This is a genomic window from Kribbella sp. NPDC051586 (genome assembly GCF_044453965.1).
In the GTDB taxonomy this organism is placed as follows: domain Bacteria; phylum Actinomycetota; class Actinomycetes; order Propionibacteriales; family Kribbellaceae; genus Kribbella.
This window is the reverse complement of record NZ_JBITDF010000003.1, coordinates 223,041-248,976: the sequence shown is the minus strand read 5'-3', so window position 1 is coordinate 248,976 and position 25,936 is coordinate 223,041. Positions and strand designations below refer to the sequence as shown.

Below are 25,936 nucleotides of genomic sequence, written 5' to 3'. Positions count from 1 at the left end.
GGGTCGGATCCGGGTCCGGTCAGGGACAACTCCACTGCCGCCGGCGCCGTCGCGGCCGGAGACTGGAGTCCTACCGTTCGACCCCTCGGAGGTCTTCAGCCATGATCGGCTTCATCGTCGCCGGACTCGTCATCGGAGCGTTGGCCCGGCTCTTCACGCCCGGCAAGCAGAGGCTCGGCCTGCTCGCCACGTTGCTGCTCGGCCTGGCCGGCTCGGTGATCGGCGGCACGATCGCCGCCATCCTCGGCACCGGCAGCATCTTCGAGCTGAACGTGTTCGGCTTCATCATCGCGGTGATCTCGTCGGTGGCGCTGGTCGGCACGGCCGAGTCGCTGTCCGCCCGGCACAAGAACTCGTCCATCAGCCGGTAGCCCACCAGCCAGGTCGCTCAGCCGTCCTCGTTGATCGCCATCGCCGGCCGCGGCTCGCGGCCCGGCGGTTGCGGCGGCCGGGGCAGCAGCGGCCGGCGCTTCTCCAGCGTCCGGATCACCGGCTGGTCGGCCCGGACCGTGATCTCCTCGCCCGCGTGCAGCAGGGTGATCGCGGAATCCGGCCCGTTGTGGACCGTGTACTTCACCGCCACCGGGTCGATCTCCACCTTGAGCCGGACCCCGCGCCACCGGATCGTGAAGCTCAGGCCGCCCAGCCCGATCGGCAGCGCGGGATCGAACGCCAAGCGGCCGTCGCGGTCGCGCAGTCCTCCGAAGCCGCACACCAGCGCACTCCAGGCACCACCCAGTGAGGCCATGTGCAGTCCGTCGCCGGTGTTGTGGTGAAGGTTGCGCATGTCGATCAGCGCGGCCTCGTACGCATAGTCGTAGGCCAGGTCGAGATGCCCGACCTCGGCGGCCATCACGGCCTGCACGCACGCGGACAACGACGAGTCGCGCACCGTCAGCCGCTCGTAGTAGTCGAAGTTGCGCGCCTTCTCCTCGTCGGTGAACGCGTCTCCGCACCAGAAGGTCGCGAGGATCAGGTCGGCCTGCTTGACCACCTGTGTGCGGTACAGCTGGAAGTACGGCGCGTGCAGCAGCAGCGGGTACTTGTTCTTGTAGGCCTCGAAGTCCCACACGCCGTAGCCGGTGAAGCCTTCGGACTGCGGGTGTACGCCGAGGTCCGCGTCGTACGGCAGATACACGGCGGCGGCCGCGTCGCGCCAGGCGGCCTCCTCCTCGGCGTCGATGCCCAGCTCCCGGGCCTTCGCCGGCAGCTTGCCCGCGACCTCCGCCGCGGCCCGCAGATTCCGCGCCGCCATCAGATTGGTGAAAACGTTGTCGTCGGCAACGGCGCTGTACTCGTCCGGGCCGGTCACACCGGGCAGATGCCAGCGGCCGTCGCGGTCGTGGTGTCCCAGTGAGATCCACAGCCGGGCCGTCTCGGCGAGCAACTCCAGCCCGACCTCGTCGAGGAAGCCCTCGTCGCCGGTCGCGCGGTGGTACCGCATAACCGCCTCGGCGATGTCGGCGTTGATGTGGAACGCCGCCGTACCCGCAGGCCAGTAGCCGGAGCACTCCTGGCCGCGGATCGTCCGCCAGGGAAAGGCCGCCCCGCGGAAGCCGAGCTCCTCGGCACGTTGCTTCGCCATCCCCAGCGTGGAGTGCCGCCACCGCAGTGCATCGGCGGCCGCGTCGGGCATGGTGTAGGTCAGCACCGGCAGGACGAAACCTTCTGTGTCCCAGAACGTGTGTCCGTCGTACCCGGCGCCCGTCAGGCCCTTCGACGGGATCGCCCGGCGCTCTGCGCGCGCACCAGCCTGCAGGACGTGGAACAACGCGAACCGGACCGCCTGCTGCAACTCCGGGTGCCCCTGCACCTCGACGTCGGCACCGTCCCAGAAGTCGTCCAGGAAATCGACCTGCTGCTTCGACAGCCCGTCCCAGCCGGAGAACCGGGCACTGGCGAGCGCTGCCGCCACCTGGTCCCGGATCGCAGTCTCCGAACGCAGACTGGACCAGCCGTACGCCAGGTACTTCACGACGCGCAGACTCTCGCCCGGCTGCAGGTGAGCGATCACCGTGGTCCGCGCCCAGTCCTCACGCACGTCCTGGTCCATCGCGTACCGGACGCTGGTGTCCACCTCGTGCGACATCGCCGCGGCCATCAACTGCTGGCTGCGCGTGGTCCGGTGGATCAGTACGACGCCGTGCTCACCACCGTCGTGGCTGACCGGCTTCAGCGGATTGTCCAGTACTGCGGCCACGCGCGGATCGTCCGACAGCTTCGGCTGCGCCTCGTTGGCGACCAACTCGGACTGGATCACGAAGCGGGCCGGCTGGTCCACGGGCTCCACGACGTACTCGATCGCGGCGACGGCGCGCTGGGTCAGCGACACCAGGCGGCGGCTGCGCACCTTGATGCGCTTGCCGCCCGGCGAGGTCCAGTCGACGTCGCGCTCGAGGACGCCGGTGCGGAAGTCGAGCGAGCGCTCGTGCTTGGTCAGGTACCCGTAGCGGATGTCGAAGGGCGAATCGTCGACCATCAGCCGGATCAGCTTGCCGTTGGTCACGTCGACGAGCGTCTGGCCGGACTCCGGATAGCCGTAGCCGGCTTCGGCGTACGGGAGCGGGCGCTGCTCGTAGAACGAGTTCAGGTAGGTGCCGGGGATCGCGTACGGCTCTCCCTCGTCGAGATTGCCGCGCAGGCCGATATGGCCGTTCGACTGGGCGAACAGGGACTCCGACTGCGCCAGCTTGTCGAGCGCCAGCCGGGTCTCCCGCAGCCGCCACGGCTCGATCGGGTGATGGCCTCGGTCGATCATTCGCCCTCCACCTCTGCTGACACCTCTGCTGACACCTCTGCTGACAGCAGGTCTGCCAGGTCGCGGACCACCACGTCGGCGCCGTGCGACTTGAGCTCGGCCGCCTGGCCGACGCGGTCCACTCCGATCACATGCCCGAAGTGGCCCGAGCGGCCGGCGGACACGCCGGCGAGAGCATCTTCGTACACAGCTGCAGCAGAAGGGTCGACGCCGAAGCCCTTCGCCGCGGCCAGGAACGTGTCCGGCGCCGGCTTGCCCTTCAGCCCCTCGGTCCGGATCGTCACGCCGTCGACGATCAGCTCGACGTACTGCGCGAGTCCGGTGACGTCCAGCACCTCGCGGGTGTTCGCGCTCGACGACACCACCGCCCGGCGGAGGCCGGCCTTCTCGGCGGCCTGGAGGTACCGCCGTGAACCCTCGAAGACGTGCACGCCCTCGGTCCGGATCCGGCGCTGGACCGCTTCGTTCTTGCGGTTGCCCAGACCGTTGACCGTCATCGCGTCCGGCGGATCGTCGCTGCTCCCGTCCGGCAGCGTGATCTTGCGCGCGGCGAGGAAGTCCCGGACTCCGGTCGCGCGCGGCTTGCCGTCGACATAGGCGTCGTACTCCGCCCGCGCGTCGAACGGTGTGAACGGCATCCCGTGCTGCTCCGAGTAGGCGCGGAGGAATTGGTCGAACATCTCTTTCCACGCAGCGGCGTGGACGGCAGCGGTGTCGGTCAGCACACCATCCAGGTCGAAGAGACAGGCCCGGATCCCCGCAGGTAGTCCCAGCATGGGACCCACCCTATTGGGTCAAGCGGTCCGGCAAGCCAAAGGCCGGGAAACGGGAGTAGCCGAAAGTCATGATCTCGGCGATCTTGCCGTCGTGCACCCGCAGCACGTCCAGCTTGAACGCCCGCCACACCGTGTCCCCCGGCCGCAGCAGGTACGACGCTGCCGCGGGCAACCGGTTCGCCGAGGTCGGCACCAGCCGCCACTCGCCCTCGCGGTTCGGTCCGAGCCCACGCTCGAACAGTGGCAGACACGCGGTCAGACCGTCGAACGCCAACCGGTCGGGCGGCATCGAGATCCGCAGGTCCTCGGCGGCGATGGCGATCGCCGCTGCCGCGTCACAGCGCTGGTGTGCGTCGATGAAGCGCGCCAGCACGTCTCGCTCCTCAGCAGTGGGCTCCGGTGCACTCCAGTCGCTCCGGCGCATCGGCAGCCGCTGCTGCATGGTCACGCGGGCTCGTTGCAGCGCACTGTTCGCCGCGGCCACGCTGGTCTCCAACAGCCCGGCAGTCTCTGCTGCAGACCAGCCCAGCACGTCACGGGCGATCAGTGCGGCCCGCTGTCTCGCGGGCAATGCCTGCAGCGCGATCAGGAAGGTCAGCTCGATCGTTTCGCGGTCGACGGCGACCGCATCTGGTTGCTGGGTCGTCGGTGCGATCTCGTCCAGCAGCCGGTCCGGGTACGGCTGCAGCCACACCAGGTCCCTTGCCGTTGGCCGCCGTACGACGTCGAGGCAGATGTTCGTCGCGATCTTGTAGAGCCAGGCCCGGAAGTAGGTGCGGCCGTCGTACGAGTCGCGGGCACGCCACGCACGCAGCAGCGCCTCCTGCACCGCGTCCTCCGCCTCGTCGTACGACCCGAGCATCCGGTAGCAGTGCACGTGAAGCTCGCGCCGGTACTGCGCCGCCAAGGCGGCGAACGCGGTCTCGTCACCCGCGAACGCCGCCTCTTCCAAAGTCGTCACGACCGGTGTCCGACCTCCTGGACCGTCCAGCTGTTGCCGTCCGGGTCCTCGAAGGACAGGAACGTCTCGTAGTCGCCACGGTTCGGCGCGAGGCCGGGCTGCTTGCCCTGGGCGCCGAAGTGGAACGGTTCGCTGATCTCGACGCCGCGCTCGACCAGCTCGGCCCGGGCCGCCTCGATGTCGGTCACCACCAGATGCGTGCCCTGGTAGCTGCCCGGCTTCGCCGAGGACAGCCCGGTGCCGATCGAGATCGAGCAGGCCGATCCGGGCGGGGTCAGCTGCACGACCCGGAACGAGTCGCCCACCCGGTGGTCGACGTCCTCGGCGAACCCGAGCTGGTCGGTGTAGAACTTCTTCGCCCGATCCACGTCCGTCACCGGCACGATCACGAGCTCGAGTTTCCAGTCCATCTGCGGCCTCCCGCGGTCACGGTCGGTCCAGTCTGACCGACATTCATGACCGTGTAACGCCGGCCGGACCCGAAACTCATCGGTCCCCCGATGACTACTTCGATGACTACTTCGCCGCGGCTCCGAAGATCTGCGCGAACCAGTCGAGCTGGGCCAGCTGCTGGTACGTCTGGCCGCCCTCGTGGTTGTTGTAGTGGTAGACCTCGATGTCCTTCTGCTCGCTGCCCGTGGCACCGTAGTGGTTGTACGCCGCGAAGACCGTCGACGGCGGGCAGGTCGCGTCCATCAGCGCGACCGAGAACAGCGCGGGCGCCGTGGCCAGCCGGCCGAGGTTGACGCCGTCGAAGTAACCGAGCGTCCGCAGCGCCGCGTCGACGTCCTGCCGGAACCCCTTCAGGTACCGGGTGATCTCGCCGTACGGGTCCTTGTCGGTGATCTGCAGCGCCCGCTCGAAGTGACACAGGAACGGTACGTCGGGCGCGCAGCCGAGCAGCTCGATGCCGGCGATCGGCGCGAGACCGGCCGCGGCGATCGAGATGCCGCCGCCCTGGCTGCCTCCGGTGACGATCAGCTTGTCCGGGTCGACCAGCGGCGACGTCTTCACCGCGTCGAGCGCGCGGACCGCGTCGATGTACACGCGGCGGTAGTAGTAGGTCTCCGGGTCGGTGATGCCGGCGGTCATGAAGCCCGGCGTGTGGTTGAGACCGGCGTACGGCGTGTCGTCCGGCGTGCTGTCCAGGCCGCCGGCACTGTAGCCCTGACCGCGGGTGTCCATCACGAAGTGGGCGTAGCCGGCCTGCGCCCACAGCGTGGTCGCGTGCGGGAAGCCACGGCCGCCGGAGTACCCGTGGTACTGCACCACGGTCGGCAGCGGGCCGGTGGCGCCGGCCGGGACGTGCAGCCAGCCCTTGACAGGCGCACCGCCGAAGCCGGCGTAGGTGACGTCGTAGGTGTCGATCACCGCGAGCTTGTTGTCGATCGGGGTGAACGAGGCGGACAGGTCGTCGGTGCGCGCCTTGTCGATGGAACGGCGCCAGAAATCGACCAGGTCGGCGGGCGCGGCCACCTCGGGCCGGTAGTCGCGGAGCTTGTCGAGGGAAAGGTCGAACATGGCCATGAGCGACAAATTTACGCCCGCCGGGTGCGGACCGGTAAACGGTGTCCATAACTGGACAGGGACCTGAACTCTTGACGGGGTATTCCACTTGTGGTGTCCTCTCGGGTATTCCACTTGTGTCATACCGGTCGGAGTCGATCATGAAGCTCGAGCACATCCTTCTCGGCGTGCTGCTGATGCGTCCCAGCACCGGCTACGACCTGAAGCGCTACATGGACGCCCGCGGGATGTTCCTGCGGCCCAACACCCAGATGAGCCAGGTCTACCGCTGCCTGTCGTCGATGGAGGAGCGCGGCTGGGTCTGGCACACGGTCGAGCCCCGGCCGGGCGCCCAGGACGCCAAGACCTACCGGGTCACCGACGAAGGGATCACGGTGTTCATGGACTGGCTGACCGCACCGTACTCCCCGACCACGCTCTACACCCGGGATCCCGGGTTCTACGGGCGGCTCGCGTTCTGCGGGTTCCTCCAGCCCGACCAGGTGATCGAGCTGCTCGATCGGGAGATCCTCGCCCGGCAGCTGCAGATCAAGCGCTTCCGCGACCGCGACCGCTCGGTTCCCGAGGAGCCGGAGCTGCCGTTCGACGCGGAGCTCCAGGCCTTGGTCGAGGAGCGGACGCACGAGCTCGGTTCGCAGTACATGGACCAGCACGTCGCCTGGTGCATCGAGCTCCGCGAAGAGCTGCAGAGCAGCAGCCCCCAGCGGCGCATCCGCGCGGTCGACTGACCGCAGGACCACGCGCAGTTGCCCTTTCAGGAGCACAGCTATGCCCAAATCCAGGCCGAACGTGTTGTGGATCAGCACGCACGACATCAATCCGCACCTCGGGTGCTACTCCGGGATCTGGCCGGGGGCCGAGCAGGCATCCACCCCGCGTCTCGACGCCCTGGCCGCCGACGGCCTCCTGTTCGAGCGCGCCTTCTCCGCGGCGCCGGTCTGCGGCCCGTCCCGCAGCGCGATCATCACCGGCTGCTTCCCACCGGCGATCGGCACCATGCACATGCGGACCCGCGCCACTCCCCCGCCGTCGGTCCGGCTGCTGCCCGAGTACTTCCGCGCCGCGGGCTACTGGACCGGCAACACCGCGTTCACCGACTTCCAGGTCGACATCCCCGAGCCCGTGTACGACGAGCTCGGCGATCACGCGCACTGGCGGCTGCGGGAGGATCCGGACCAGCCGTTCTTCATGGCGTTCCACAGCCTGATCACGCACGAGTCGCAGATCTACCTGGACGACGACGAGTTCGCCCGCAAGACCCCCGATGCGCAGCGGGTCGAGAAGGCCGAGGTACCGCCGTACCACCCTGACACCGAGGTGTACCGGACGTCGTGGCGGCGGTATCTCGAGCTGATCAGCCAGATGGACCACTGGGCCGGCGGGATCCTCGACCAGCTCGAGGAGGACGGTCTCGCGGACGACACGATCGTGGTGTTCTGGAGCGACCACGGGCTGGGGATGCCGCGCGGCAAGCGGTGGGCGACCGAGCTCGGGTTCCGCGAGCCGTTGATCGTCCGGTGGCCGGGGAAGGTCGCCGCGGGGTCGAGGTACGCCGAGCCGGTCGCGCTGATGGACCTCGCGCCGACGATGCTCGCGATGTGCGGCCTCGAGCCCGCCGGTCACCTGCACGGCGAGGCGGTCCTCGGCGCAGATGGTAGCCCGCGGCAACGATCCGGGTACGTCGTCAGCGCCCGGGACCGGATGGGCGAGGCCGAGGACACCTCCCGCTCGATCCGCGACCGCCGGTTCCGCTACACCCGGCATCTGCATCCGGACCGCTCGCCGATGGGCCACACGGAGTACCCGGACAACCTGTGGACCTGGAAAGAACTGCGCCGGCTGTTCGCCCAGGAGGCGCAGCAGCAGCTGGCGCTCGGCGAGCAACCGTCGATCCTGACCGACCTGCAACGCTCGATCGTTGCCGCCAGCAAACGCGCGCCCGAGGAGCTGTACGACGTCGAGGCCGATCCGCACGAGGAACGCAACCTCGCCGGGCTGCCGGAGTACGCCGACGTGCAGCAGCGGCTCGCAGACGCTCTCGATTCGTGGCTGGCGCAGACCGGCGACCTCGGCCGAAGACCTGAGCGGGATCTGCTGGCCGAGTGGCGTCCGGACGGGAAACGTCCGCAGACGGCCGCACCCGAGGTCGAGCGTCGTGACGGCGTGGTGGCGATCGCGTGCCCGACGGCCGGCTCGCTCATCGGCTGGACCGCCGACCCGCCGGCGGCGGAGCGCCGCCGTTGGCAGCTCTACACCGCCCCCTTCACCCCATCCGCACCCATCTGGGTCAAGACCTGGCGGCTCGGCTTCCAGCCCAGCGCAGACATCCCGGTCGCGACGCCCGCACGCTAAGGAGCCGATCATGCTCATCCGCCGCTGCAGCGCCCTGCTGGCCGCTGCCGCCCTCGTTGCCGGAGTCGGCGCCTGTTCGGGCGCCGGCGCCAGTTCGTCCGCGGCCAAGACGCTGACCATCGCCGCCGTCCTGGACAACAACTCCTTCGACCCTACGCAACTGAACATCGGCAACCAGATGCAGTACTGGTCGCCCGTCTTCGACACGCTGCTGGCCCGCGACAAGGACAACAAGCTCCAGCCGTGGCTCGCCACGTCCTGGAAGTACGACGCCAAGCGCACCACGCTGAATCTCAAGCTCAAGAGCGGCGTGAAGTTCAGCGACGGAACACCGTTCGACGCGACCGCGGTGAAGGCCAACCTGACCAACCTGGCCGCCGGGACCGGTCAGAACTCGTACATGAGCCGCTCGATCGCGACGTACCAGATCGTCAGCCCGACCGAGCTCAACCTGAAGCTGAAGACGCCGGATCCCGGGCTGATCGACTACCTGGCCAGCGTCGGCGGCGTGATGGCCGGCCCGAAGTCGCTGAAGACCAAGGACGTCGCGACCACACCGGTCGGCAGTGGACCGTACGAGCTCGACAAGACCGGGACCGTTGTCGGCAGCACCTACACCTACAAGCGGAACCCGGACTACTGGAACACCGCCGCCTTCCCGTACGACAAGATCGTGATCAAGCCGATGACGGACCTGACCGCCCGGCTGAACGCGATCAAGTCCGGCCAGGTGAACGGCGCGCTCACCGACACCAACTCTCTCGCCGACGCGCAACGCAACGGGCTGACGGCCAACACCACGCCGGTGAACTGGAACGGCCTGCTGCTGATGGACCGCGACGGCAAGCTCGTCCCGGCGCTGAAGGATGTGCGGGTCCGCAAGGCGATCAACTACGCCTTCGACCGGGAGGCGATCCTCAAGAACGTCTCGCACGGTCAGGGTGCGCTGACAACGCAGATCTTCAACGCCGCCGGAGACGGATATGACAAGTCGCTCGACGGCATCTACAACTACGACCCGGCGAAGGCCAAGCAGTTGCTCGCCGAGGCCGGCTATGCCGACGGCTTCGCGATCACGATGCCGGAGTCTCCCGGCTTCGCGCAGTACAACGCGATCATCGAGCAGCAGTTGGGTGCCATCGGCATCAAGGTGAAGTGGGTGAAGGTGCCGGCCAACGCCGTCATCCCGGAGATCCTGTCCGGCAAGTACCCGGTCGCGTTCATGACCCTGGGCAGCCAGTCGGCCTGGCAGGACATCCAGAAGGCCGTCACCCGCAAGTCGCCGTGGAACCCGCTCAAGGCAGGCGACCCACAGCTCGACAAACTGCTGGCCACCGCGCAGAACGCACCGGAGGCGCAGCTGCCGACGGCGATGAAGGCGGTCAGCAAGTGGCTGGTCGACAACGCCTGGTTCGACCCGTGGTACCGCGAGAACAGCGTCTACCTGACCGATGCGAAGACCGCGGTCGCCATGCAGGCCTACAACGTGGCGCCCGGCATCAGTTCGTTCGCCCCGAAGGAGTGACGGCATGTTTCGATTCATCGGACGCCGGCTGGTCGCATGCGCCGTACTGGTCGTGGTGATCGCCGGCATCACCTTCCTGCTCGCCTTCTCCGGCACGGGCAACGTCGCCCGCAACCTGCTCGGCGAGAGCGCCACACCTGACCAACTCGCCGCCAAGAACGCTGAGCTCGGTCTGGACAAGCCACTGCTCGCACAGCTCGGCACGTGGGCCGGGCACGCGCTGCACGGCGACCTGGGCATCTCCTGGTTCACCAACGAGCCAGTGGCACAGGCGATCGCCAACCGGCTGCCGGTGACCTTGTCGATGGTCGTGCTGGCGGTGGCTCTGACAGCACTGATCAGTGTCGGGCTCGGCGTGGCCGCAGCGGTCCGTGGCGGCTGGCTGGACCGGGTCATCCAGGTCCTGAGCGTTGCCGGCTTCGCCCTGCCGAACTTCTGGGTCGCACTGGTCCTCGTGGTGTTCTTCTCGGTCACCCTCGGAGTCCTTCCGGCGACCGGCTACGTACGGCTCTCGGAGTCACCCGGCAGCTGGGCAGCGGCCCTCGTACTGCCGGTGGCGTCCCTGGTGATCGGAAGCACCGCGTCGGCAGCCCAACAGGTACGTGGCGCAGTGATCGACGTACTGCGCCAGGACTTCATCCGCACACTGCGGGCACGCGGCATCAGTCCGCGGTCCGTGCTGTTCCGCCACGCACTGCGGAACGCCGCGAGCCCGGCCCTGACCGTGTTGTCGCTGCAGTTCATCGCTCTGCTCGGCGGCGCCGTAGTGATCGAGAAGGTGTTCGCGATCCCGGGTCTCGGCACGCTGACCATCAACGCCGCGCTGCAGGGCGACGTACCGGTCCTGATGGGAGTCGTGGTCACCCTGGTCGTCCTGGTCGTCATCGTCAACCTGGTCATCGACGTCATCAGCGGCTGGGTCAACCCCAAGGTGCGTGTCCAATGACAGCTCGCAAGGTACTCCGCAACCCGCTGGCGATCGCGGCCCTGGCGGTCCTGCTGATCATCGTGCTGGCCAGCATCTTCGCGCCACTGATCGCGCCGCACAGTCCGACCGCGCTCAGACTCGACAAGATCAACGCCGGTCCTGGTGGTGGCTACCTGCTGGGTGGTGACAGCGCCGGTCGCGACATCTTCAGCCGTCTGCTGCATGCCGGCCGGAACACGCTGACCGGTGCCGTGATCGCTCTGGCGGTCGCACTGGTGCTCGGGGTGCTCTCCGGTCTGCTCAGCGGGTACTACGGCGGCCTGTTCGACGGCGTCCTCGGCTGGGGAGCCAACCTGCTGATGGCACTGCCGACGATGATCGTGCTGCTCGCGCTTTTCCAGGCGCTGGGCTCGTCGATCTACCTGGCGATGGTCGCGTTCGGCGTGATGCTCTCCCCCGGTTTCCACCGGCTGGTGCGCGGTCAGGTGATGGCGGTCAAGCACGAGTTGTACGTCGACGCGGCGCGGGTCTCGGGCTTGAGCGATCCGCGGATCATCGGCCGCCACGTCCTGCTGGTCGTCCGCGCGCCGATCGTCATCCAGGCGTCGGTCGTGGCCGGTATCGCCATCGTCGTACAGTCCGGTCTGGAGTTCCTCGGTCTGGGCGATCCGGGTACGCCGACGTGGGGCGGCATGCTGCAGGACGCGTTCACCAACATCTACACCTCGCCGGTCGCGATCTGGTGGCCCGGCATGACGATCGCCCTGACCGTCGCCTCACTCGTCCTGCTGGGCAACGCGATCCGCGATGTCATCCAGCGCACCGACCGGCCGCGCAAGCCACCCAAAGCACCGAAGCTCGTCCCCGCGACCCCAAACACTGGTGAGCTGCCGCTGTTGCGCATCACGGACCTGTCCGTCGGATACCCAAGCAACGACGGTTACCGCGAGGTCGTTCACGGCGTCGATCTCGACGTCCGGCACGGAGAGGTGATGGGCCTGGTCGGCGAATCCGGCTCCGGCAAGACGCAGACCGCGTTCTCGGTCCTCGGCCTGCTGTCACCCGGCGGCACGTTGCTCGGTCGCAGCAGCATCGTCTTCGACGGCACCGAGCTGAGCCGGCTGCCCGAGTCCGGGCGACGAGCTCTGCGGGGCAAGCGGATCGGATACATCCCGCAGGAGCCGATGTCGAACCTCGACCCGTGCTTCCGTGTCGGAGAGCAACTGGTGGAGCCACTGCGGATGGTGTCCGGTCTGTCCAAGCAGGCTGCCGTAGTGGAGGCGCTGAACCTGTTGGAGCGCGTCGGCATCCCGGACCCGCGGCGTACGTTCGCCGCCTACCCGCACGAGATCTCCGGCGGTATGGCGCAGCGCGTGCTGATCGCCGGTGCCGTGTCGGGCAAACCGGATCTGCTGATCGCGGACGAGCCGACGACGGCGCTGGACGTCACGGTGCAGGCCGACGTACTCGATCTGCTGCGCGGTCTGCAGACCGAGTTCGGGATGGCGATGCTGCTGGTCACGCACAACTTCGGAGTGGTCGCGGACATCTGCGACCGGGTGGCCGTGATGCAGGACGGCCGGATCGTCGAGGTCAACGACGTACGGCTGTTGTTCGCGAGTCCCCAGCACCCGTACACGCAGACGCTGCTCGGCTCGACGCTCGAGGACAGCGCACCACGCACCCGACTCGAGGTGAACCATGCTTGAGGCCCACAACGTCGTCGTCGAGTACGCCGGGCGCCGGCGCGCCATGGCCTTCCGGGCCCTGCACGACGTGTCCTTCGACATCAAGCCGCACGAGACGCTCGGTCTGGTCGGTGAGTCCGGATCCGGCAAGACCACGATCGGACGGGCCGTCCTCGGCCTGGTCCCGGTCAGCTCCGGTTCGATCCGGTTCGACGGGCAGGAGCTGGTCGGGATGCCCCGCCGCGAGCGCCGGCGGCTGAGTGACGACATCCAGGTGGTGTTCCAGGACCCGTACAGCTCGCTCAACCCGTCGATGACCGTCGAGGACATCCTCGTCGAGCCGCTGGTCGCCCGTGGGTCGGTCAGCCGCCTTGCCGCGACCGAACGAGTACGCACGCTGCTCGACCAGGTCGGTCTGCCGCAGGACGCCGTAGGCCGGTTGCCGCGGGAGTTCTCAGGTGGTCAGCGGCAACGCATCGCCATCGCCCGGGCGCTGGCGCTGCGGCCGAAGCTCATCGTTTGCGACGAGCCCGTGTCCGCACTGGACCTGTCCACGCAGGCCCGGGTACTTGACCTGTTCATCTCGATCCAGGAGGAGACCGGAGTGGCCTACCTCTTCATCTCGCACGACCTAGCCGTCGTCCGGCACATCAGCCACCGCGTCGCGGTCCTCTACCGCGGCGACATCGTCGAGTACGGCGACGCGGCCGACGTGACCGAGCGGCCCCAGCACTCCTACACGCAACGCCTGCTGATGGCCGCACCCATCCCCGATCCCGAGCGACAGGCGATACGCCGGCAGGAACGGCGTGAACTGCCGGCCAGTGAGGCGGTCGGATGAAACGCGCCGTCATGGTCATGTACGACTCGCTCAACCGGCGGATGCTCCCGCCGTACGGCGCGGAGAACGTGCACGCACCGAACTTCGGCCGACTGGCCGACCACACCGTACTGTTCGAGAACTGCTACGCCGGGAGCATGCCCTGCATGCCCGCACGGCGCGAGCTCCACACCGGGCGGTACAACTTCCTGCACCGGTCGTGGGGTCCGCTGGAGCCGTTCGACGACTCGATGCCGGAGCTGTTGCGGCAGAACGGCGTACACACGCATCTGGCGACCGATCACCAGCATTACTGGGAGGACGGCGGCGCGACGTACCACAACAGGTACTCGACGTACGAGTTCTTCCGGGGGCAGGAGGGCGATCGGTGGAAGGGGCAGGTCGGTGAGCCCGATATGCCCGACACGCTGAACGCGACGACGTTCCTCAGCCGGCAGGACTGGGTGAACCGGCAGCACATGCAGGACGAGTCGCAGCACAGTCAGACGCTGACGTTCGACGCGGGGGTCGAGTTCATCGAGACGAACCTCGCCGAGGACCAGTGGTTCGTCCAGATCGAGACGTTCGACCCGCACGAGCCGTTCTTCAGCTACGAGCAGTACAGGCGGCTGGCAGGGGTCGACACCGAGGCGCCGGTGTTCGACTGGCCGTCGTACCGGCGGGTGGTCGAGACGCCGGAGGAGGTGGAGCGGGCACGTGGTGAGTACCTGTCGTTGCTGGCGATGTGTGACCGGTCGCTGGGCCGGGTGCTCGATCTGTTCGACCAGCACGGGTTGTGGGACGACACGATGCTGATCGTCTGCACCGACCACGGGTTCCTGCTCGGCGAGCGGGGGTGGTGGGGCAAGAGCGTGCAGCCCTGGTTCGACGAGACGATCCACACCCCCTTGTTCCTCTGGGATCCACGCGAACGCGCGGCCGGCGTACGACGGGACGCGCTGGTGCAGACGATCGACATCGCGCCGACGCTCCTGGACTACTTCACCGTCGAGACTCCACCCGACATGCAGGGTCTCGCGCTGTCTGATGGGCGGGTGCGCGATGGCGCGTTGTTCGGCGCTCACGGCGGACACGTCAACGTGACCGACGGCCGGTACGTCTACATGCGCGCCTGCGCCGACCCGTCCAACTCCCCGCTCCACAACTACACGCTGATGCCCACCCACATGCGAGCCCGCTTCAGCCCCGAGGAGCTCCAGGACGCCGAGCTGGTCGACGGCTTCAAGTTCACCAAGGACGTGCGTCTCCTCCGCGTACCAGGGCCAGCGGTCGGGAACCCCTGGTGGCATGGCTCGCTCCTGTTCGATCTGCACACCGATCCCCAGCAGCAGCACCCTCTGCGCGACGACGACCTGGAGCTGAGGTTGTGCAACCTGATGCTCGAGCTCATGCGCGCCAACGACGCCCCACCCGAGCAGTACGAACGTCTGGGACTGCCGGCCGAGGGACCCGCGCTGACTGAGCATCTGCTGATCGGGCACCAGTGGGAGCAGGTGCAGCGAGCACTCCAGCCGTCGGTGCACCGGTCCGATCTGAAGGAGGACTCACCACTGCGGACGCTGACGCTGACCGACGTCCTGGATCGCTGTCCGGACGTGCTGCCCGGGCACATCCTCGCCGGGCTCAACGGGATGCGCCGGCTCAACCCCACCGCTCCCCTGCTCGAAGTCTTCGCCGCACATCCCGGTGTCACCGCCGAGATGATGCTGGAGCTCGACGCCGCCCTCGTCACAAGGAATGGGAATTGATGGCACGCCCGAACATCGTCTTCGTCATGTCCGACGACCACGCCGCCCACGCCATCTCGGCGTACGGGAGCAAGGTCAACAGCACCCCGCACCTGGACCGGCTGGCCCAGGGCGGGGTGCGGATGGACGCGACGTACTGCACGAACTCGATCTGCTCGCCGTCGCGGGCGTCGATCCTGACCGGCACCTACAGCCACGTCAACGGGGTCGCGTCGATCTTCACCGAGATCGACTACCGCGTGCCGACGTTCGCCGAGGTGCTGAAGGACACCGGCTACCAGACCGCGCTGTTCGGCAAGTGGCACCTCGGTGAGCGGCCGGAGTCGGCGCCGCGGCACTTCGACGCGTGGCGGGTCTTCCCCGGTCAGGGCGAGTACGTCGATCCGCTGATGCTCGGACCGGACGGCGCCGAGACGGTGCCCGGGTACGCGACCGACATCGTCACCGACCAGAGCATCGACTGGATCCGGCAGCGGGACCCGGAGCGTCCCTTCCTGCTGCTGGTGCACCACAAGGCACCACACCGGCCCTGGATGCCGGACGAGAAGCACAAGGACCTCTACCCGATCGGATCGATCCCCGAGCCGAGCACTCTGTTCGACGACCACAGCACCCGCAGCCAGGCAGTGCGTGGCGTGCGCATGTCCGTCGCGGACGACCTGGGTGCGGACGAGCTCGGTGAGGACCTGCCGGACGAACTGCGCGGCCCGGAGAACCGCGAAGCCCGGATGCGATGGAAGTACCAGCGCTATCTGCGTGACTACCTGCAGTGCGTGCAGTCGATCGACGACAACGTCGGACGCCTCCTCGACGTACTGGACGACGAAGGGCTCAGCGAGCACACGGTCGTCGTCTACACCTCGGACCAGGGGTTCTTCCTCGGGGACCACGGGTGGTTCGACAAGCGGCTGATGTTCGACGAGTCGCTGCAGATGCCGATGATGATCCGTTGGCCGGAGGTGATCCCCGCCGGCGGCACCTGCGATGCGATGGTGACCAACGTGGACTTCGCGGCCACGTTCCTCGACATGGCCGGCCTGGACGCTCCGTCGGTTCTGCCCACGTCGCAGGGCCGGACCTTCCTGCCCGTACTACGGGGTGACGACGTTCCGGACTGGCCGGACGCGATGTATTACCGGTACTGGGAGCACGACGACCCGATCCACCACGCTCCGGCGCACTACGGCGTGCGGACGAAGGAGTACAAGCTCATCCACTACTACGGCGCCGGTCTCGGCGTACCGGGGTCGTCGGAGCGGCTGTTCGAGTCGGAGTGGGAGCTGTACGACCTGCGGAAGGACCCGGAGGAGTTGGTGAACGTCGCCGATGATCCGGCGTACTCCGACGCCCGCGCAGCGCTGACCGCTCAGCTGGCCGAGCTGCAGGCGCACTACGCGGACACGCCGTACAGCGGGCCGGAGACTCCGCGGCCGGAGTGGTCGTGGGCGGACGAGAAGTCGTTGCGGCAGGTGGCGGAGTACACGAAGCACCTCAACCAGCAGGCATGACCTGGTCGAGCTGACTCCGGGACGTGATGTCCAGCTTCGAGAACACCTTGCGCAGGTGGTACTGCACCGTCCGCGAGCTGATGAACAGGCGGGTGGCGATCTCGGGGTTGGACAGCCCGTCGCGGGCCATCCGGGCGATCTGAGCCTCCTGCGCGGTCAGCTCGCTCTGGGTAGGCACCACGCGCTTGCGAGCGGTGCCGCCGGCCGCCTGGAGCTCTCGCCGCGCACGTTCGGCGAACCCGGTCAGGCCCATCGCCTCGAAGCCGGCATGCGCCGTACGAAGGTGCTCACGCGCGTCCGTACGGCGTCGCTCGCGCCGCAGCCATTCGCCGTACACGAGCTGGGCCCGTGCGAGCTCGACCTTCAGCCGGGTCTTCTCCAGGTGCGCGATCGCCTCCCGGTACAGGCGTTCGGCCGTGTCGCCGGCGCTGATCATCGCCCGGGACCGCGCGTGCACACCGAGCGCCCAGTCGGTGCCGGTCGCGTCCGCCATGTCACCGAGGACGTGGCACGCGCGGTGTGCGGAGTCGATCGCCCCGGTCCGTACGGCAGCCTCGACCAGCTCACTCGGCGCCAGCATCATCGACAGCTGGTCACTGGGATCGCGGAACGCCCGCTCCGCCGCATCGGCCGCGTCCTGGTACCGGCCGAGCCCGTTGGCGAGGACAGCGGCCGCCCAGTCCGCGAAGGCCAGACCGATCCCCTCGCCGCGCCGGGTCCCGTCCTGCTCGGTCGCCGCAACCAGAGCCAGCGTCTCGTCCCGGTCACCACGGAACGCGGCCAGGGCCAATCGGCCGTACGGCGCGAGGTTGCCGCCGGTCACCTCGTTCGCTGCCTGCACTTCGTCCGTCAGAGTCGCCGCTGCCGACAGGTCGCCCGCGAACACGGAGACGTAGGCCAACGACGTCAGCGCCAGCGCGACGTTGCTGAGTACGCCGGTCTCACGCACGAGCTGCAGATGCCGCCGCGACAGCTGCTCCCACCGATCGGCGTCCCAGAGCCGCAGCGCGGATGTCGTTGCCATCCACAACAACTGCAGCTCTTCCTCGACGGTCATCCCCTCGCCGACCCCGGCCAGTGCCTTGTGCAGCGTCTCCGCGCCGGCGGCGTACCCGTCGCGGTAGTGCAGCGCATTACCGTCCAGCAAGAGGTCCGCGGGACGCACGACTGCCGGGCGCGGCGCGGCGGCCGCGGCCCGTGCCACCTCGATCACGTCTCCGCCGGGCTTGGCCAGTCGTCCCGCGAAGATGGCCGCCGACAACGCGTCCAGGTACGTCGCTCGCGCCAGAGCGACATCGACCGACTCGAGCCGCCTCGCGGCCTTCAGCATCAGCTGCGGGGCGTCATTGCCCCGGTTGGTCAGGAACGCGAGCTGGGCGTGGACCAGGTCGGCCCGGGCACGCTGCAGGTCGCTCAGCTGCTCGGCCTCGGCCATCGTCAGCAGGTCGGCCGCCGAGTCGAACGCTCCGGTCTGCAACTCCGCCTGCGCCGCGGCCAGTGCCCGACCGGCTCGCTTGACCGGATCGATGGTGAGCGCAGCCGAGCGCAGCAGGAACGCAGCCGTCGCGGCGAACCCACTCCGGGCTTGCGCCCGCCCAGCCGACTGCTCCAGCTCGTCGGCGATCTCCTCGTCCGGTCCGGGCGTCCCCTGGGCCCGGTGCCAGGCCCGGCGGTCCGGGTCGGCTTCGGCGTCCGTCACCGCAGCCAGCGCCTGATGCACTTCACGCCGCTCGGCCGGTGACGCCGAGCAGTACGCCGCCGAGCGCACCAACGGGTGCCGGAACCGGATGCGGGTCGCGAACTCCGCCAGTCCCGCGTCGCTCGCCGCAACGGCCGCCTCCGGGCGCAGACCTAGCAGTCCGGCGGCCCGGCGGACCAGGGCGTCCTCGCCGGATGGTTCGGCGGCCGCGAGGACCAGGAGGCGGCGCGTCTCGTCCGGCATGGCGTTGACCCGCCGTACGAAGCTCTCCTCGATACCGCCCGCACCGGGCAGTCCGAAGCCACCAGCCAGCTGAGCGGGCGTCAGGCCACGAGGCAGCTCCAGCAGTGCCAGTGGGTTGCCATGCGCCTCAGCCACCAGCTGGTCGCGGACCTGTGCATCGATCGGCGATGTGAGTACGGCGTCCAGCAGCGAGCGGGCGTCCGCGTCGCGGAGTCCACCGATCGAGCACTCCGGCAGTCCGGTCAGCACCTGGCTGACCTCACGAGTCGCGAAGATCAAGCCGACCGACTCCGCATCGAGCCGGCGGGCGACGAAGGACAGGATCTGCGCCGAGCAGCGGTCCAGCCACTGCTGGTCGTCGACCAGACAGATCAGCGGCTGCCGCTCCGCAGCCTCGGCCAGTAGGCTCAGCACGCCCAGACCGATGAGGAACATGTCCGGTGGCGGCCCGGCACTGATCCCGAACACAGTCTGTAACGCGTCACGCTGCGGCGCGGGCAAGCTCTCCAGCCGATCCAGCACCGGCGCACACAGCTGGTGCAGGCCGGAGAAGGCCAGCTCCATCTCGGACTGGACCCCGGACGTCCGCGTGACCCGGCACCCGTCCGCCCGGCCCGCCAGGTAGTCGAGCAGTGCGGTTTTGCCGACTCCTGCCTCGCCTGATAGCACCAACGCTCGGCTCTCTCCGGTCCGCACGGCCGCGACGACCTGTGCGAGCGCACCGCACTCCGCAAGCCGACCGGTCAGTTCCACAGCCACAAGCTATCCCGGTCGGCCAGCCAGTGGCGGATGCGAATGTGTCGGCCGTTCGTGTTCCGTAAGCGTCATGACACTCAAAGGCAAGACAGTCCTGGTCGTCGGCCGCGGCGGCGGCATCGCCGGTGCGGTCACGCTGGCCGCACGGGACGCCGGCGCACAGGTCATCGCCGCCGGCCGGAGTCAGGACAAGCTGAAGGCGGCGTACGACGGCGAGCCCGGGATCACCACCGAGTACGTCGACCTCACCGACGAGGCCTCGATCGCGGAGCTCGGCGAGCGGCTCGGGACCGTCGACCACATCGTGTCGACCGCGTCGGCCCGCGCTCGCGGGAAGATCGCGGACCTCGACCGGGACGCGGTCCGGGCGTCGTTCGACACCAAGGTCATCGGTCCGCTGATGCTCGCCAAGCACCTCGCACCGCGGATCAAGGCGGGCGGATCGCTGACGATCTTCTCCGGCGTCGCCGCCGCGAAGATCGCCGTCGGCACCCTCGCCGTCGCGATCACCAACGGCGCCGCCGACGTGCTGGCCCGGTCGCTGGCGCTCGAGCTGGCCCCGGTCCGCGTGAACGCGGTCTCCCCCGGCGTCATCGACACGGGCGCGTGGGACGGACTCGGCGCGGGCAAGGACGACTACTTCCGGGACATCAGCGAGCGGAACCCGGCCCGGCGGATCGGTACGGCGGACGACGTCGCGCAGACCGTCCTGTTCGCGATGACCAACACCTTCGTGACCGGTACGACGCTCCGCGTCGACGGTGGCGAACCGCTGACCTGAAAGGAGCGGACCGATGGGACTGGCATGGCAACAAGGTCCTTTGGGGACCGGTGCGATCGGGCGCTTCCTGGTGCCGGTCGAGCTGCCGGAGCGGATGCTCTTCGCGGAGCCGCTGCGCCGCCGGATGCGAGTACGGTTCGGCGACAGCTGGATCGCGGACAGTGAGGACGTCGTACTGCTGCACGAGCCGGGGCGGTATCCGGTGGCGTACTTCCCGCTGGCCGACGTCGTGGCCGACGTACTGCAGGCCGAGAAGCGCACGACGCGGCACAAGGACCTCGGCGAGACGTCGTGGTTCACGGTGACGGCCGGTGAGGCTTCCAAGGCGCGTGCGGCCTGGCAGCACACTGCGCTGCCGGACTACGCGAGCGACCTGAAGGGGCGCGTCGCGTTCGCGTGGCGGGCGATGGACGCGTTCTACGAGGAGGACGAGCGGATCGTCGGTCACGCCGCCGATGCGTACCACCGGATCGACATCCGGCAGACCAGTCGCCACCTGATCGTCCGGGACGGCGATCGGGTCGTGGCTGACTCGTCGCGTCCGCTGGTGCTGTTCGAGTCGGGCTTCGCGCCGCGCTGGTACGTGCCACGGGAGGACGTCGACGAGAGCGCCCTCACACCCGTCGAAGGCCAGACGTTCTGCCCGTACAAGGGCCTGTGCAGCTACTACGCCGACCGCGCCGCGTGGTCGTACGAGGACGCCTGGACCGAGGTACGCCGGATCTCCGGCATGGTGTCTTTCGAGCCGGACAAGCTCGAGGTGGAGCTGGACGGGAAGCGTCTTCGGCTGGAGCCTGGCCAGAGTGTCGTCTCGCACGGAGTCGACCGGGATCTGACCGTCGAGGAGCTCTCGGGATGAGCACAGCCGTTGTGTCGGGCACTGTGTTGTCGGTGAACGTCGGCCTGCCGAAGAACGTCGAGTGGAACGGCAAGACCGTCTACACCGGCGTCTGGAAGCAGTCTGTCGACGGACCGGTGATGGTGCGGCGGCTGAACCTCGACGGTGACGGACAGGGCGACCTGGCCGGCCACGGTGGCGAGCAACGCGCGGTGATGGTGTACCAGATCGACTCGTACCGCCACTGGGAGGAGCACTTCGGGCGGGACGACTTCGTCCACGGGCAGTTCGGCGAGAACCTGACGATCGACGGACTGCCCGACGACCAGGTCTGCATCGGGGACCGGTACCAGATCGGCGGCGCCGAGCTGGAGGTCACGCAGCCGCGGGTCACGTGCTACCGGGTCGGACTGCGGATGGGCGAGCCGGAGCTGCCCGCGCTGCTCGTCAGCCACCACCGGCCGGGGTTCTACTGCCGGGTGATCACCGAAGGTGAGATCACGGCCGGCGACTCGATCGTCAAGACCAGCACCGGTCCGCACGCGCTGAGCGTTGCCGATGTGGACGCACTGCTCTACCTGCCCGACCGTGACCTCGCACAGCTCCGGCAGGCGGTCGACATCGCCGCACTCAGCCCGGGCTGGCAAGGCTCGTTCCACGACTTGCTGAAGGAAGCGGTCACTCCCAAGCCCGCATGGGAGGGCTTCCGCCGGCTGCAGGTGACCAGTGTGGTCCCGGAGACCCCGAACGTGTTCTCGATCCAGCTCGCCGCAGCTGATGGCAGTGAGCTGCCTGCTGCGCTGGCCGGTCAGTATCTGACCTTCCGGCTGCCGGACGCCGGCCAGCCGATCCCGGTGCGCAGCTACTCGCTGTCCACCTCACCCGGCTACCGCATCAGCGTGAAGCACGAGCCGCACGGCCTCGGAAGCGGCTACATGACTACCAAGCTGCACCCCGGAGACGTGCTGGACGTCGCAGCGCCACGTGGCGAGTTCCTCCTCGACGACGCGGACACCCCTGTTGTGCTCCTCTCGGCAGGCATCGGCGTCACTCCCGTCCTGGCGATGCTGCACGCTCTCAGTACGGCCGCCAGTGAACGTGAGATCTGGTGGATCAGCACTGCCCGCACACCTGAAGAGCACCCGCTGGCCGCCGAAGCGCACGAACTGCTCAGCAGGCTGCCGCACGCCAGGGAGTGCATCTTCTACAGCGCCCGAGACGGCCGCCTGACAAAGGACAAGTTGGCCGAGCTGGGGCTCCCGTCCGACGCGTCGGCGTACATCTGCGGACCGGAGTCCTTCATGGCGGACATGCAGGAAGCACTCGCGGCGGTCGGCGTGAGCCAGATCCACACGGAGCTGTTCGGCGCGCTCTCGTCGATGAATCCGGGTGTTGTCGCCCAGACCGCTCGTCCGCCGCACCTGCCTGCCGGCACGCCAGGCACCGGACCGCTGGTGACCTTTGCTCGCAGCGGTATCGCGACGACCATGCCCGACGGCAGTCTGCTCGAGCTGGCCGAGGCGTGTGACGTACCGACGCGCTGGAGCTGCCGGACCGGCGTCTGCCACAACTGCATCACGCCGCTGCTGTCGGGCGAGGTCAGCTACTCCCCCACCCCACTCGAACCCCCGCCGGACGATCAGGTGCTGATCTGCTGCTCCCGTCCGACGACCGACCTTGTTCTGGACATGTGATGGACTACTCGATCCAGGTGCTCACGCTGCCCGTGAGCGACGTCGACGCGTCGCTTGCCTTCTACAAGTCACTCGGCTTCGCGGTCGACGTCGACTACCACCCGCGGGACGGCTTCCGCGTCGTCCAGGTGACGCCGCCCGGCTCGGCCTGCTCGATCCAGTTCGGCGAAGGGCTGACCGATGCCGAACCAGGATCGGCCCGGGCCAACTATCTCGTCGTACCGGATCTCGCCGCCGCACATGCGGATCTCGTTGCCCGCGGCATCGAGGTCGGCGACGTACGGCACAAGACGCCCGCCGACGCCTGGGCCGGGGACCTCGCGCCGGGCCTCGATCCCGAGCGGCGCTCGTACGCGAGCATGGCCGAGTTGTCCGACCCCGACGGCAACACCTGGACCCTGCAGGAGATCCGTCGGTCATGAGCGAGCCTGGCTCCCAACTGGACCCGAGCGGGATGTCGATGGTCGGTCCGGCCACGAGCCCACTCCGGGCGTTCCTACGGACCGAGGCGGCGAGCGCCGCCGTACTCGCCACGGCGATCGCGCTCGCACTCGTGTGGGCCAACGTCGCAAGCACGGGGTACGACGACTTCTGGACCACCCACGTTCCGGTCCGGATCGGACCGCTGTCGGCGGACCTGGATCTTCGGGTCTGGGTGAACAGCGGCCTGATGACGTTCTTCTTCCTGGTCGTGGGACTCGAGGCCCGCCGTGAGTTCGACCTCGGCGAACTGCGCGAACGCCGCCGGCTGATCCTGCCGGTCGCGGCCGGGCTCGCGGGCATGGTCCTACCGGTACTGATCTACCTGGCGTTCAACCACTCCGGCGCCGGACTGCACGGCTGGGGCGCGGCGATGTCGACCGACACCGCTCTCGCGCTCGGCGTACTGGCTGTCGGCGGGAAGCTGGTGCCGGACCGGATCCGGACGTTCCTGCTGACGGTGTTCGTCGTCGACGACGTGGTCGCGCTGGTGGTGATCGCGGTCGCCTACACGCCTGAGGTCCACGCGGCAGGACTCGTCGTCGCGATCGCGACGTACGGCGGTCTGCTGGCCAGCACGCGGCTGGCGTACCAGCAGCGGCGGCTGGTCTTCACCGTGCTGGCGGTGGTGCTGTGGTGCGCCTTGCTTGCCAGTGGCATCGATCCGGTGGTCACCGGTCTGGTGGTCGGGCTTGCGACCTCGGCGTACGTCCCACGACGTGATGCGCTGGAGCAGGCGACCACGCTGGTGCGGCTGTTCCGTGAGCAGCCCACGCCGGAGCTGGCCCGGTCGGCCACTCGCGGTCTGACCGGAACGCTGTCGGCGAATGCGCGCTTGCAGCACACGTACCACCGGATGACGAGCTATGTGATCGTGCCGTTGTTCGCACTGGCGAACGCGGGCATTTCGCTCGACGGCAGCGTTCTGAAGGCTGCGCTGACCGCACCGGTCGCTGTCGGCCTGTTCGTTGCGTTTGTCGTCGGCAAACCGATCGCAGTGGCCGGTACGTCGTGGCTGCTCACTCGCAGCACGCACGGAGCCGTGCGCCCGTCCGTCGGATGGGCAGGTGTCGTCGGCAGCGGCCTCATCGCCGGAGTGCCGTTCACGGTCTCCTTGCTGATCGCCGACCTCGCGTTCACCGGACCTGCGCTGGCGGAGGCGAAGCTCGGCGTACTGGCGGCCGCGATCACCGCGGCAGTCATCACCCTGGTCTTCTACCGCGTCGTGGCTCTGCTTCCTCGCCGGACCCGTGCGCTGCTCGGGACCGGCCGACAGCTGAGCGATCTCTCGACACCGGTGGACCTGGACCGCGACCACGTTCGAGGCCCGCAGGACGCTGTCGTGACAGTGGTCGAGTACGGCGACTTCGAGTGCCCGTGGACGCAGATGGCCGCGCCGACGGCTCGGGAACTGCTCGCGGCGAACAACCACATCCGCTACGTCTGGCGGCACCTGCCGCTGCACGACGTACATCCGCATGCGCAGCTGGCAGCTGAAGCCGCCGAGGCAGCTGGTCGGCAGGGCAGGTTCTGGCAGATGCACGATCTGCTGCTGGCGAACCAGGAGAAGCTCGAGCTCGACGACATCCTGGCGTACGCGACCGACCTGCAGCTCGACCTCGAGCGGTTCCGGGCGGACCTGACGACCCACGACTTCGCCGGCCGGATCGCCCAGGACGTCGACTCGGCCGACCGCAGCGGTGTGGCCGGTACGCCGACCTTCTTCATCAACAACCACCGGCACGAAGGGCCGCAGGACCTCGGCACCCTGAACCAGGCGATCGCCCAGACACTCGCTACGGCATCGTGAGGCCGAAACCGGGCTGCTCGGACAGGACGACGTACCCGTCCTCGAGGGTGTAGGCGCCGGGGCCCGGGACGCCCTCGACGATCGGGACGTTGCCGAGGCCGGCGGCGAGGTGGGCGGCGTACAGGGTCTTGAGCGGCACGCCCCAGGCATGCGGTGAAGCCTCGGCGGCGAGCTGCGGCATGGTGCGGCGCCAGGCGGTGAGGCCGTGGCCGACGACGTCCATCAGGGCGACGTCGACGAGGCCCTCGCCGGCCAGGCGGAGGACGTGGTCGACGTTCGGCTCGTACTCGCCGTCTGCCACCTTGGGCCGGTTCGGCAGCGTCCGCAGGTGCTCGCCGAGCGCCTGCAGATCGGGCCGCCGCTCCAGGAACGGTTCCTCGATCCAGTACAGGTCGCAGTCCGCGACGCCGTCGAGGTACTCGAGCAGTCCGTTGAGGGTGAACCCGTCGTTGCCGTCGACAAGGATCCCGGCGTCCGGGTACAGCTCACGCGCCAGCCGGGTCACCTCGATGTCGCGCGCCAGACCGGCCCGCGGATCCATCCAGCGGTGCCCGCGGCCGATCTTCAGCTTGAAGTCGCGGAAGCCGAACGCGTGGTCCTGCGCGAGGTTCGTCCGGATCGCGTCCAGGCCGTCCTCGAGGTCGTCGAAGTAGATGCCGCCGCTGTAGCAGCGCACCCGCGTCGAGCCGCGGCCGCCGAGCATCGCATAGACCGGTACGTCGAGGATCCGGGCCGCCAGATCGTGCAGCGGATAGTCCAGGAACTCCGCCGCCGGGTCGATCACGCCACGGTCCGGGTCGATCAGCTCCGCCAGATTCCTCCCGATCAGCGGTCGCGGGTCCGCGTCGTGCAAGGGCAGACCCCACCCGGTGGCGCCGCGATCGGTCTCGACGACGTACACCGTCTGCTTCCCCCCGCTCCCGTGGCTGCCCAGGAACGCGTTGCGGCCGATGGTGCGGAGGTAGTCGTAGTGATGATCGGCGGTCGTGACGGAGCGGATGACATGGCTGGCGAGGGTCATCG

Annotated in this window: 21 protein-coding genes; 14 read left to right on the top strand and 7 right to left on the bottom strand. The window is 68.6% G+C overall.

Annotation, left to right across the window (positions count from 1 at the left end):
* Positions 1-101 precede the first annotated feature (101 nt).
* The gene (locus tag ACIA58_RS20105) at positions 102-371 is read left to right on the top strand and encodes a GlsB/YeaQ/YmgE family stress response membrane protein (protein ID WP_396405232.1); all 270 of its coding nucleotides are present in this window, start codon (positions 102-104) and stop codon (positions 369-371) included.
* Between the two features lie 17 nt (positions 372-388).
* Here the strand turns inward: ACIA58_RS20105 and ACIA58_RS20100 are convergent, their stop codons facing one another.
* The 5 genes from ACIA58_RS20100 to ACIA58_RS20080 all read right to left on the bottom strand — a co-directional run bounded on the left by ACIA58_RS20100 (position 389) and on the right by ACIA58_RS20080 (position 6,022).
* Positions 389-2,758, bottom strand: coding sequence for a glycoside hydrolase family 65 protein (locus tag ACIA58_RS20100; protein ID WP_396405231.1), 2,370 nt, complete (start codon positions 2,756-2,758; stop codon positions 389-391).
* Entirely contained in the window at positions 2,755-3,534 is a 780-nt protein-coding gene (locus tag ACIA58_RS20095) for a beta-phosphoglucomutase family hydrolase (protein ID WP_396405230.1), read from the bottom strand. The genes ACIA58_RS20100 and ACIA58_RS20095 overlap by 4 nt, the downstream gene beginning before the upstream one ends.
* Positions 3,535-3,544: 10 nt before the next feature.
* Complete coding sequence (locus ACIA58_RS20090; RefSeq protein WP_396405229.1) at positions 3,545-4,495, bottom strand: RNA polymerase subunit sigma-70; 951 nt, start codon at positions 4,493-4,495, stop codon at positions 3,545-3,547.
* Entirely contained in the window at positions 4,492-4,905 is a 414-nt protein-coding gene (locus ACIA58_RS20085) for a glyoxalase superfamily protein (protein ID WP_396405228.1), read from the bottom strand. Before ACIA58_RS20085 ends, ACIA58_RS20090 begins: the two co-directional genes overlap by 4 nt.
* Before the next feature lie 106 nt (positions 4,906-5,011).
* Positions 5,012-6,022 carry an acetylxylan esterase gene (locus tag ACIA58_RS20080; RefSeq protein ID WP_396405227.1) on the bottom strand — a complete coding sequence of 337 codons (1,011 nt, stop codon included), beginning with the start codon at positions 6,020-6,022 and terminating at the stop codon, positions 5,012-5,014.
* 140 nt (positions 6,023-6,162) lie between these two features.
* On the opposite strand from ACIA58_RS20080, the gene ACIA58_RS20075 reads away from it, so the two are divergent.
* The 8 genes from ACIA58_RS20075 to ACIA58_RS20040 are packed head-to-tail and all read left to right on the top strand — an operon-like array spanning position 6,163 to position 16,612.
* Positions 6,163-6,750, top strand: a complete 588-nt coding sequence (locus tag ACIA58_RS20075; RefSeq protein WP_396405226.1) for a PadR family transcriptional regulator — start codon at positions 6,163-6,165, stop codon at positions 6,748-6,750.
* A 40-nt stretch (positions 6,751-6,790) separates the two neighbouring features.
* Positions 6,791-8,374 (top strand): sulfatase, encoded by a 1,584-nt coding sequence (locus ACIA58_RS20070; protein ID WP_396405225.1) that lies wholly within the window; start codon positions 6,791-6,793, stop codon positions 8,372-8,374.
* A 10-nt stretch (positions 8,375-8,384) separates the two neighbouring features.
* Positions 8,385-9,899 (top strand): ABC transporter substrate-binding protein, encoded by a 1,515-nt coding sequence (locus tag ACIA58_RS20065; RefSeq protein WP_396405224.1) that lies wholly within the window; start codon positions 8,385-8,387, stop codon positions 9,897-9,899.
* 4 nt (positions 9,900-9,903) lie between these two features.
* Positions 9,904-10,845 carry an ABC transporter permease gene (locus ACIA58_RS20060; protein ID WP_396405223.1) on the top strand — a complete coding sequence of 314 codons (942 nt, stop codon included), beginning with the start codon at positions 9,904-9,906 and terminating at the stop codon, positions 10,843-10,845.
* Entirely contained in the window at positions 10,842-12,536 is a 1,695-nt protein-coding gene (locus ACIA58_RS20055; protein ID WP_396405222.1) for a dipeptide/oligopeptide/nickel ABC transporter permease/ATP-binding protein, read from the top strand. The genes ACIA58_RS20060 and ACIA58_RS20055 overlap by 4 nt, the downstream gene beginning before the upstream one ends.
* Positions 12,529-13,356: an ATP-binding cassette domain-containing protein gene (locus ACIA58_RS20050; protein WP_396405221.1), complete on the top strand. Its 828-nt coding sequence runs from the start codon at positions 12,529-12,531 to the stop codon at positions 13,354-13,356. The genes ACIA58_RS20055 and ACIA58_RS20050 overlap by 8 nt, the downstream gene beginning before the upstream one ends.
* Positions 13,353-15,104, top strand: coding sequence for a sulfatase (locus ACIA58_RS20045; RefSeq protein WP_396405220.1), 1,752 nt, complete (start codon positions 13,353-13,355; stop codon positions 15,102-15,104). Before ACIA58_RS20050 ends, ACIA58_RS20045 begins: the two co-directional genes overlap by 4 nt.
* Complete coding sequence (locus tag ACIA58_RS20040; RefSeq protein ID WP_396405219.1) at positions 15,104-16,612, top strand: sulfatase; 1,509 nt, start codon at positions 15,104-15,106, stop codon at positions 16,610-16,612. The genes ACIA58_RS20045 and ACIA58_RS20040 overlap by 1 nt, the downstream gene beginning before the upstream one ends.
* On the opposite strand, the gene ACIA58_RS20035 is transcribed toward ACIA58_RS20040, so the two are convergent.
* Positions 16,596-19,307: an ATP-binding protein gene (locus tag ACIA58_RS20035; protein ID WP_396405218.1), complete on the bottom strand. Its 2,712-nt coding sequence runs from the start codon at positions 19,305-19,307 to the stop codon at positions 16,596-16,598. The two genes, ACIA58_RS20040 and ACIA58_RS20035, sit on opposite strands and share 17 nt — an antisense overlap.
* A gap of 73 nt (positions 19,308-19,380) precedes the next feature.
* On the opposite strand from ACIA58_RS20035, the gene ACIA58_RS20030 reads away from it, so the two are divergent.
* From ACIA58_RS20030 to ACIA58_RS20010, 5 genes are read left to right on the top strand one after another with little or no spacing between them, the layout of a single operon-like run.
* Positions 19,381-20,091 carry an SDR family oxidoreductase gene (locus ACIA58_RS20030; RefSeq protein ID WP_396405217.1) on the top strand — a complete coding sequence of 237 codons (711 nt, stop codon included), beginning with the start codon at positions 19,381-19,383 and terminating at the stop codon, positions 20,089-20,091.
* 13 nt (positions 20,092-20,104) lie between these two features.
* Positions 20,105-20,950 (top strand): DUF427 domain-containing protein, encoded by an 846-nt coding sequence (locus ACIA58_RS20025; RefSeq protein ID WP_396405216.1) that lies wholly within the window; start codon positions 20,105-20,107, stop codon positions 20,948-20,950.
* Positions 20,947-22,623 carry an MOSC domain-containing protein gene (locus ACIA58_RS20020; RefSeq protein ID WP_396405215.1) on the top strand — a complete coding sequence of 559 codons (1,677 nt, stop codon included), beginning with the start codon at positions 20,947-20,949 and terminating at the stop codon, positions 22,621-22,623. Before ACIA58_RS20025 ends, ACIA58_RS20020 begins: the two co-directional genes overlap by 4 nt.
* On the top strand, positions 22,623-23,045 hold the full coding sequence (locus tag ACIA58_RS20015; protein ID WP_396405214.1) for a VOC family protein: 423 nt from the start codon (positions 22,623-22,625) through the stop codon (positions 23,043-23,045). The genes ACIA58_RS20020 and ACIA58_RS20015 overlap by 1 nt, the downstream gene beginning before the upstream one ends.
* Positions 23,042-24,913 (top strand): Na+/H+ antiporter NhaA, encoded by a 1,872-nt coding sequence (locus ACIA58_RS20010; RefSeq protein ID WP_396405213.1) that lies wholly within the window; start codon positions 23,042-23,044, stop codon positions 24,911-24,913. Before ACIA58_RS20015 ends, ACIA58_RS20010 begins: the two co-directional genes overlap by 4 nt.
* On the opposite strand, the gene ACIA58_RS20005 is transcribed toward ACIA58_RS20010, so the two are convergent.
* Positions 24,900-25,934: an enolase C-terminal domain-like protein gene (locus tag ACIA58_RS20005; protein ID WP_396405212.1), complete on the bottom strand. Its 1,035-nt coding sequence runs from the start codon at positions 25,932-25,934 to the stop codon at positions 24,900-24,902. The two genes, ACIA58_RS20010 and ACIA58_RS20005, sit on opposite strands and share 14 nt — an antisense overlap.
* Positions 25,935-25,936 lie beyond the last annotated feature (2 nt).

Excerpts from the sequence above, each read along its gene's own strand:
- ACIA58_RS20045 (WP_396405220.1), top strand. The coding sequence starts at position 13,353 with ATGAAACGCGCCGTCATGGTCATGTACGACTCGCTCAACCGGCGGATG.
- ACIA58_RS20015 (WP_396405214.1), top strand. The coding sequence starts at position 22,623 with ATGGACTACTCGATCCAGGTGCTCACGCTGCCCGTGAGCGACGTCGAC.
- ACIA58_RS20080 (WP_396405227.1), bottom strand. The coding sequence starts at position 6,022 with ATGGCCATGTTCGACCTTTCCCTCGACAAGCTCCGCGACTACCGGCCC.
- ACIA58_RS20055 (WP_396405222.1), top strand. The coding sequence starts at position 10,842 with ATGACAGCTCGCAAGGTACTCCGCAACCCGCTGGCGATCGCGGCCCTG.
- ACIA58_RS20040 (WP_396405219.1), top strand. The coding sequence starts at position 15,104 with ATGGCACGCCCGAACATCGTCTTCGTCATGTCCGACGACCACGCCGCC.
- ACIA58_RS20070 (WP_396405225.1), top strand. The coding sequence starts at position 6,791 with ATGCCCAAATCCAGGCCGAACGTGTTGTGGATCAGCACGCACGACATC.
- ACIA58_RS20060 (WP_396405223.1), top strand. The coding sequence starts at position 9,904 with ATGTTTCGATTCATCGGACGCCGGCTGGTCGCATGCGCCGTACTGGTC.
- ACIA58_RS20105 (WP_396405232.1), top strand. The coding sequence starts at position 102 with ATGATCGGCTTCATCGTCGCCGGACTCGTCATCGGAGCGTTGGCCCGG.
- ACIA58_RS20100 (WP_396405231.1), bottom strand. The coding sequence starts at position 2,758 with ATGATCGACCGAGGCCATCACCCGATCGAGCCGTGGCGGCTGCGGGAG.
- ACIA58_RS20095 (WP_396405230.1), bottom strand. The coding sequence starts at position 3,534 with ATGCTGGGACTACCTGCGGGGATCCGGGCCTGTCTCTTCGACCTGGAT.
- ACIA58_RS20085 (WP_396405228.1), bottom strand. The coding sequence starts at position 4,905 with ATGGACTGGAAACTCGAGCTCGTGATCGTGCCGGTGACGGACGTGGAT.
- ACIA58_RS20030 (WP_396405217.1), top strand. The coding sequence starts at position 19,381 with ATGACACTCAAAGGCAAGACAGTCCTGGTCGTCGGCCGCGGCGGCGGC.
- ACIA58_RS20025 (WP_396405216.1), top strand. The coding sequence starts at position 20,105 with ATGGGACTGGCATGGCAACAAGGTCCTTTGGGGACCGGTGCGATCGGG.
- ACIA58_RS20065 (WP_396405224.1), top strand. The coding sequence starts at position 8,385 with ATGCTCATCCGCCGCTGCAGCGCCCTGCTGGCCGCTGCCGCCCTCGTT.
- ACIA58_RS20075 (WP_396405226.1), top strand. The coding sequence starts at position 6,163 with ATGAAGCTCGAGCACATCCTTCTCGGCGTGCTGCTGATGCGTCCCAGC.
- ACIA58_RS20005 (WP_396405212.1), bottom strand. The coding sequence starts at position 25,934 with ATGACCCTCGCCAGCCATGTCATCCGCTCCGTCACGACCGCCGATCAT.
- ACIA58_RS20010 (WP_396405213.1), top strand. The coding sequence starts at position 23,042 with ATGAGCGAGCCTGGCTCCCAACTGGACCCGAGCGGGATGTCGATGGTC.
- ACIA58_RS20050 (WP_396405221.1), top strand. The coding sequence starts at position 12,529 with ATGCTTGAGGCCCACAACGTCGTCGTCGAGTACGCCGGGCGCCGGCGC.
- ACIA58_RS20020 (WP_396405215.1), top strand. The coding sequence starts at position 20,947 with ATGAGCACAGCCGTTGTGTCGGGCACTGTGTTGTCGGTGAACGTCGGC.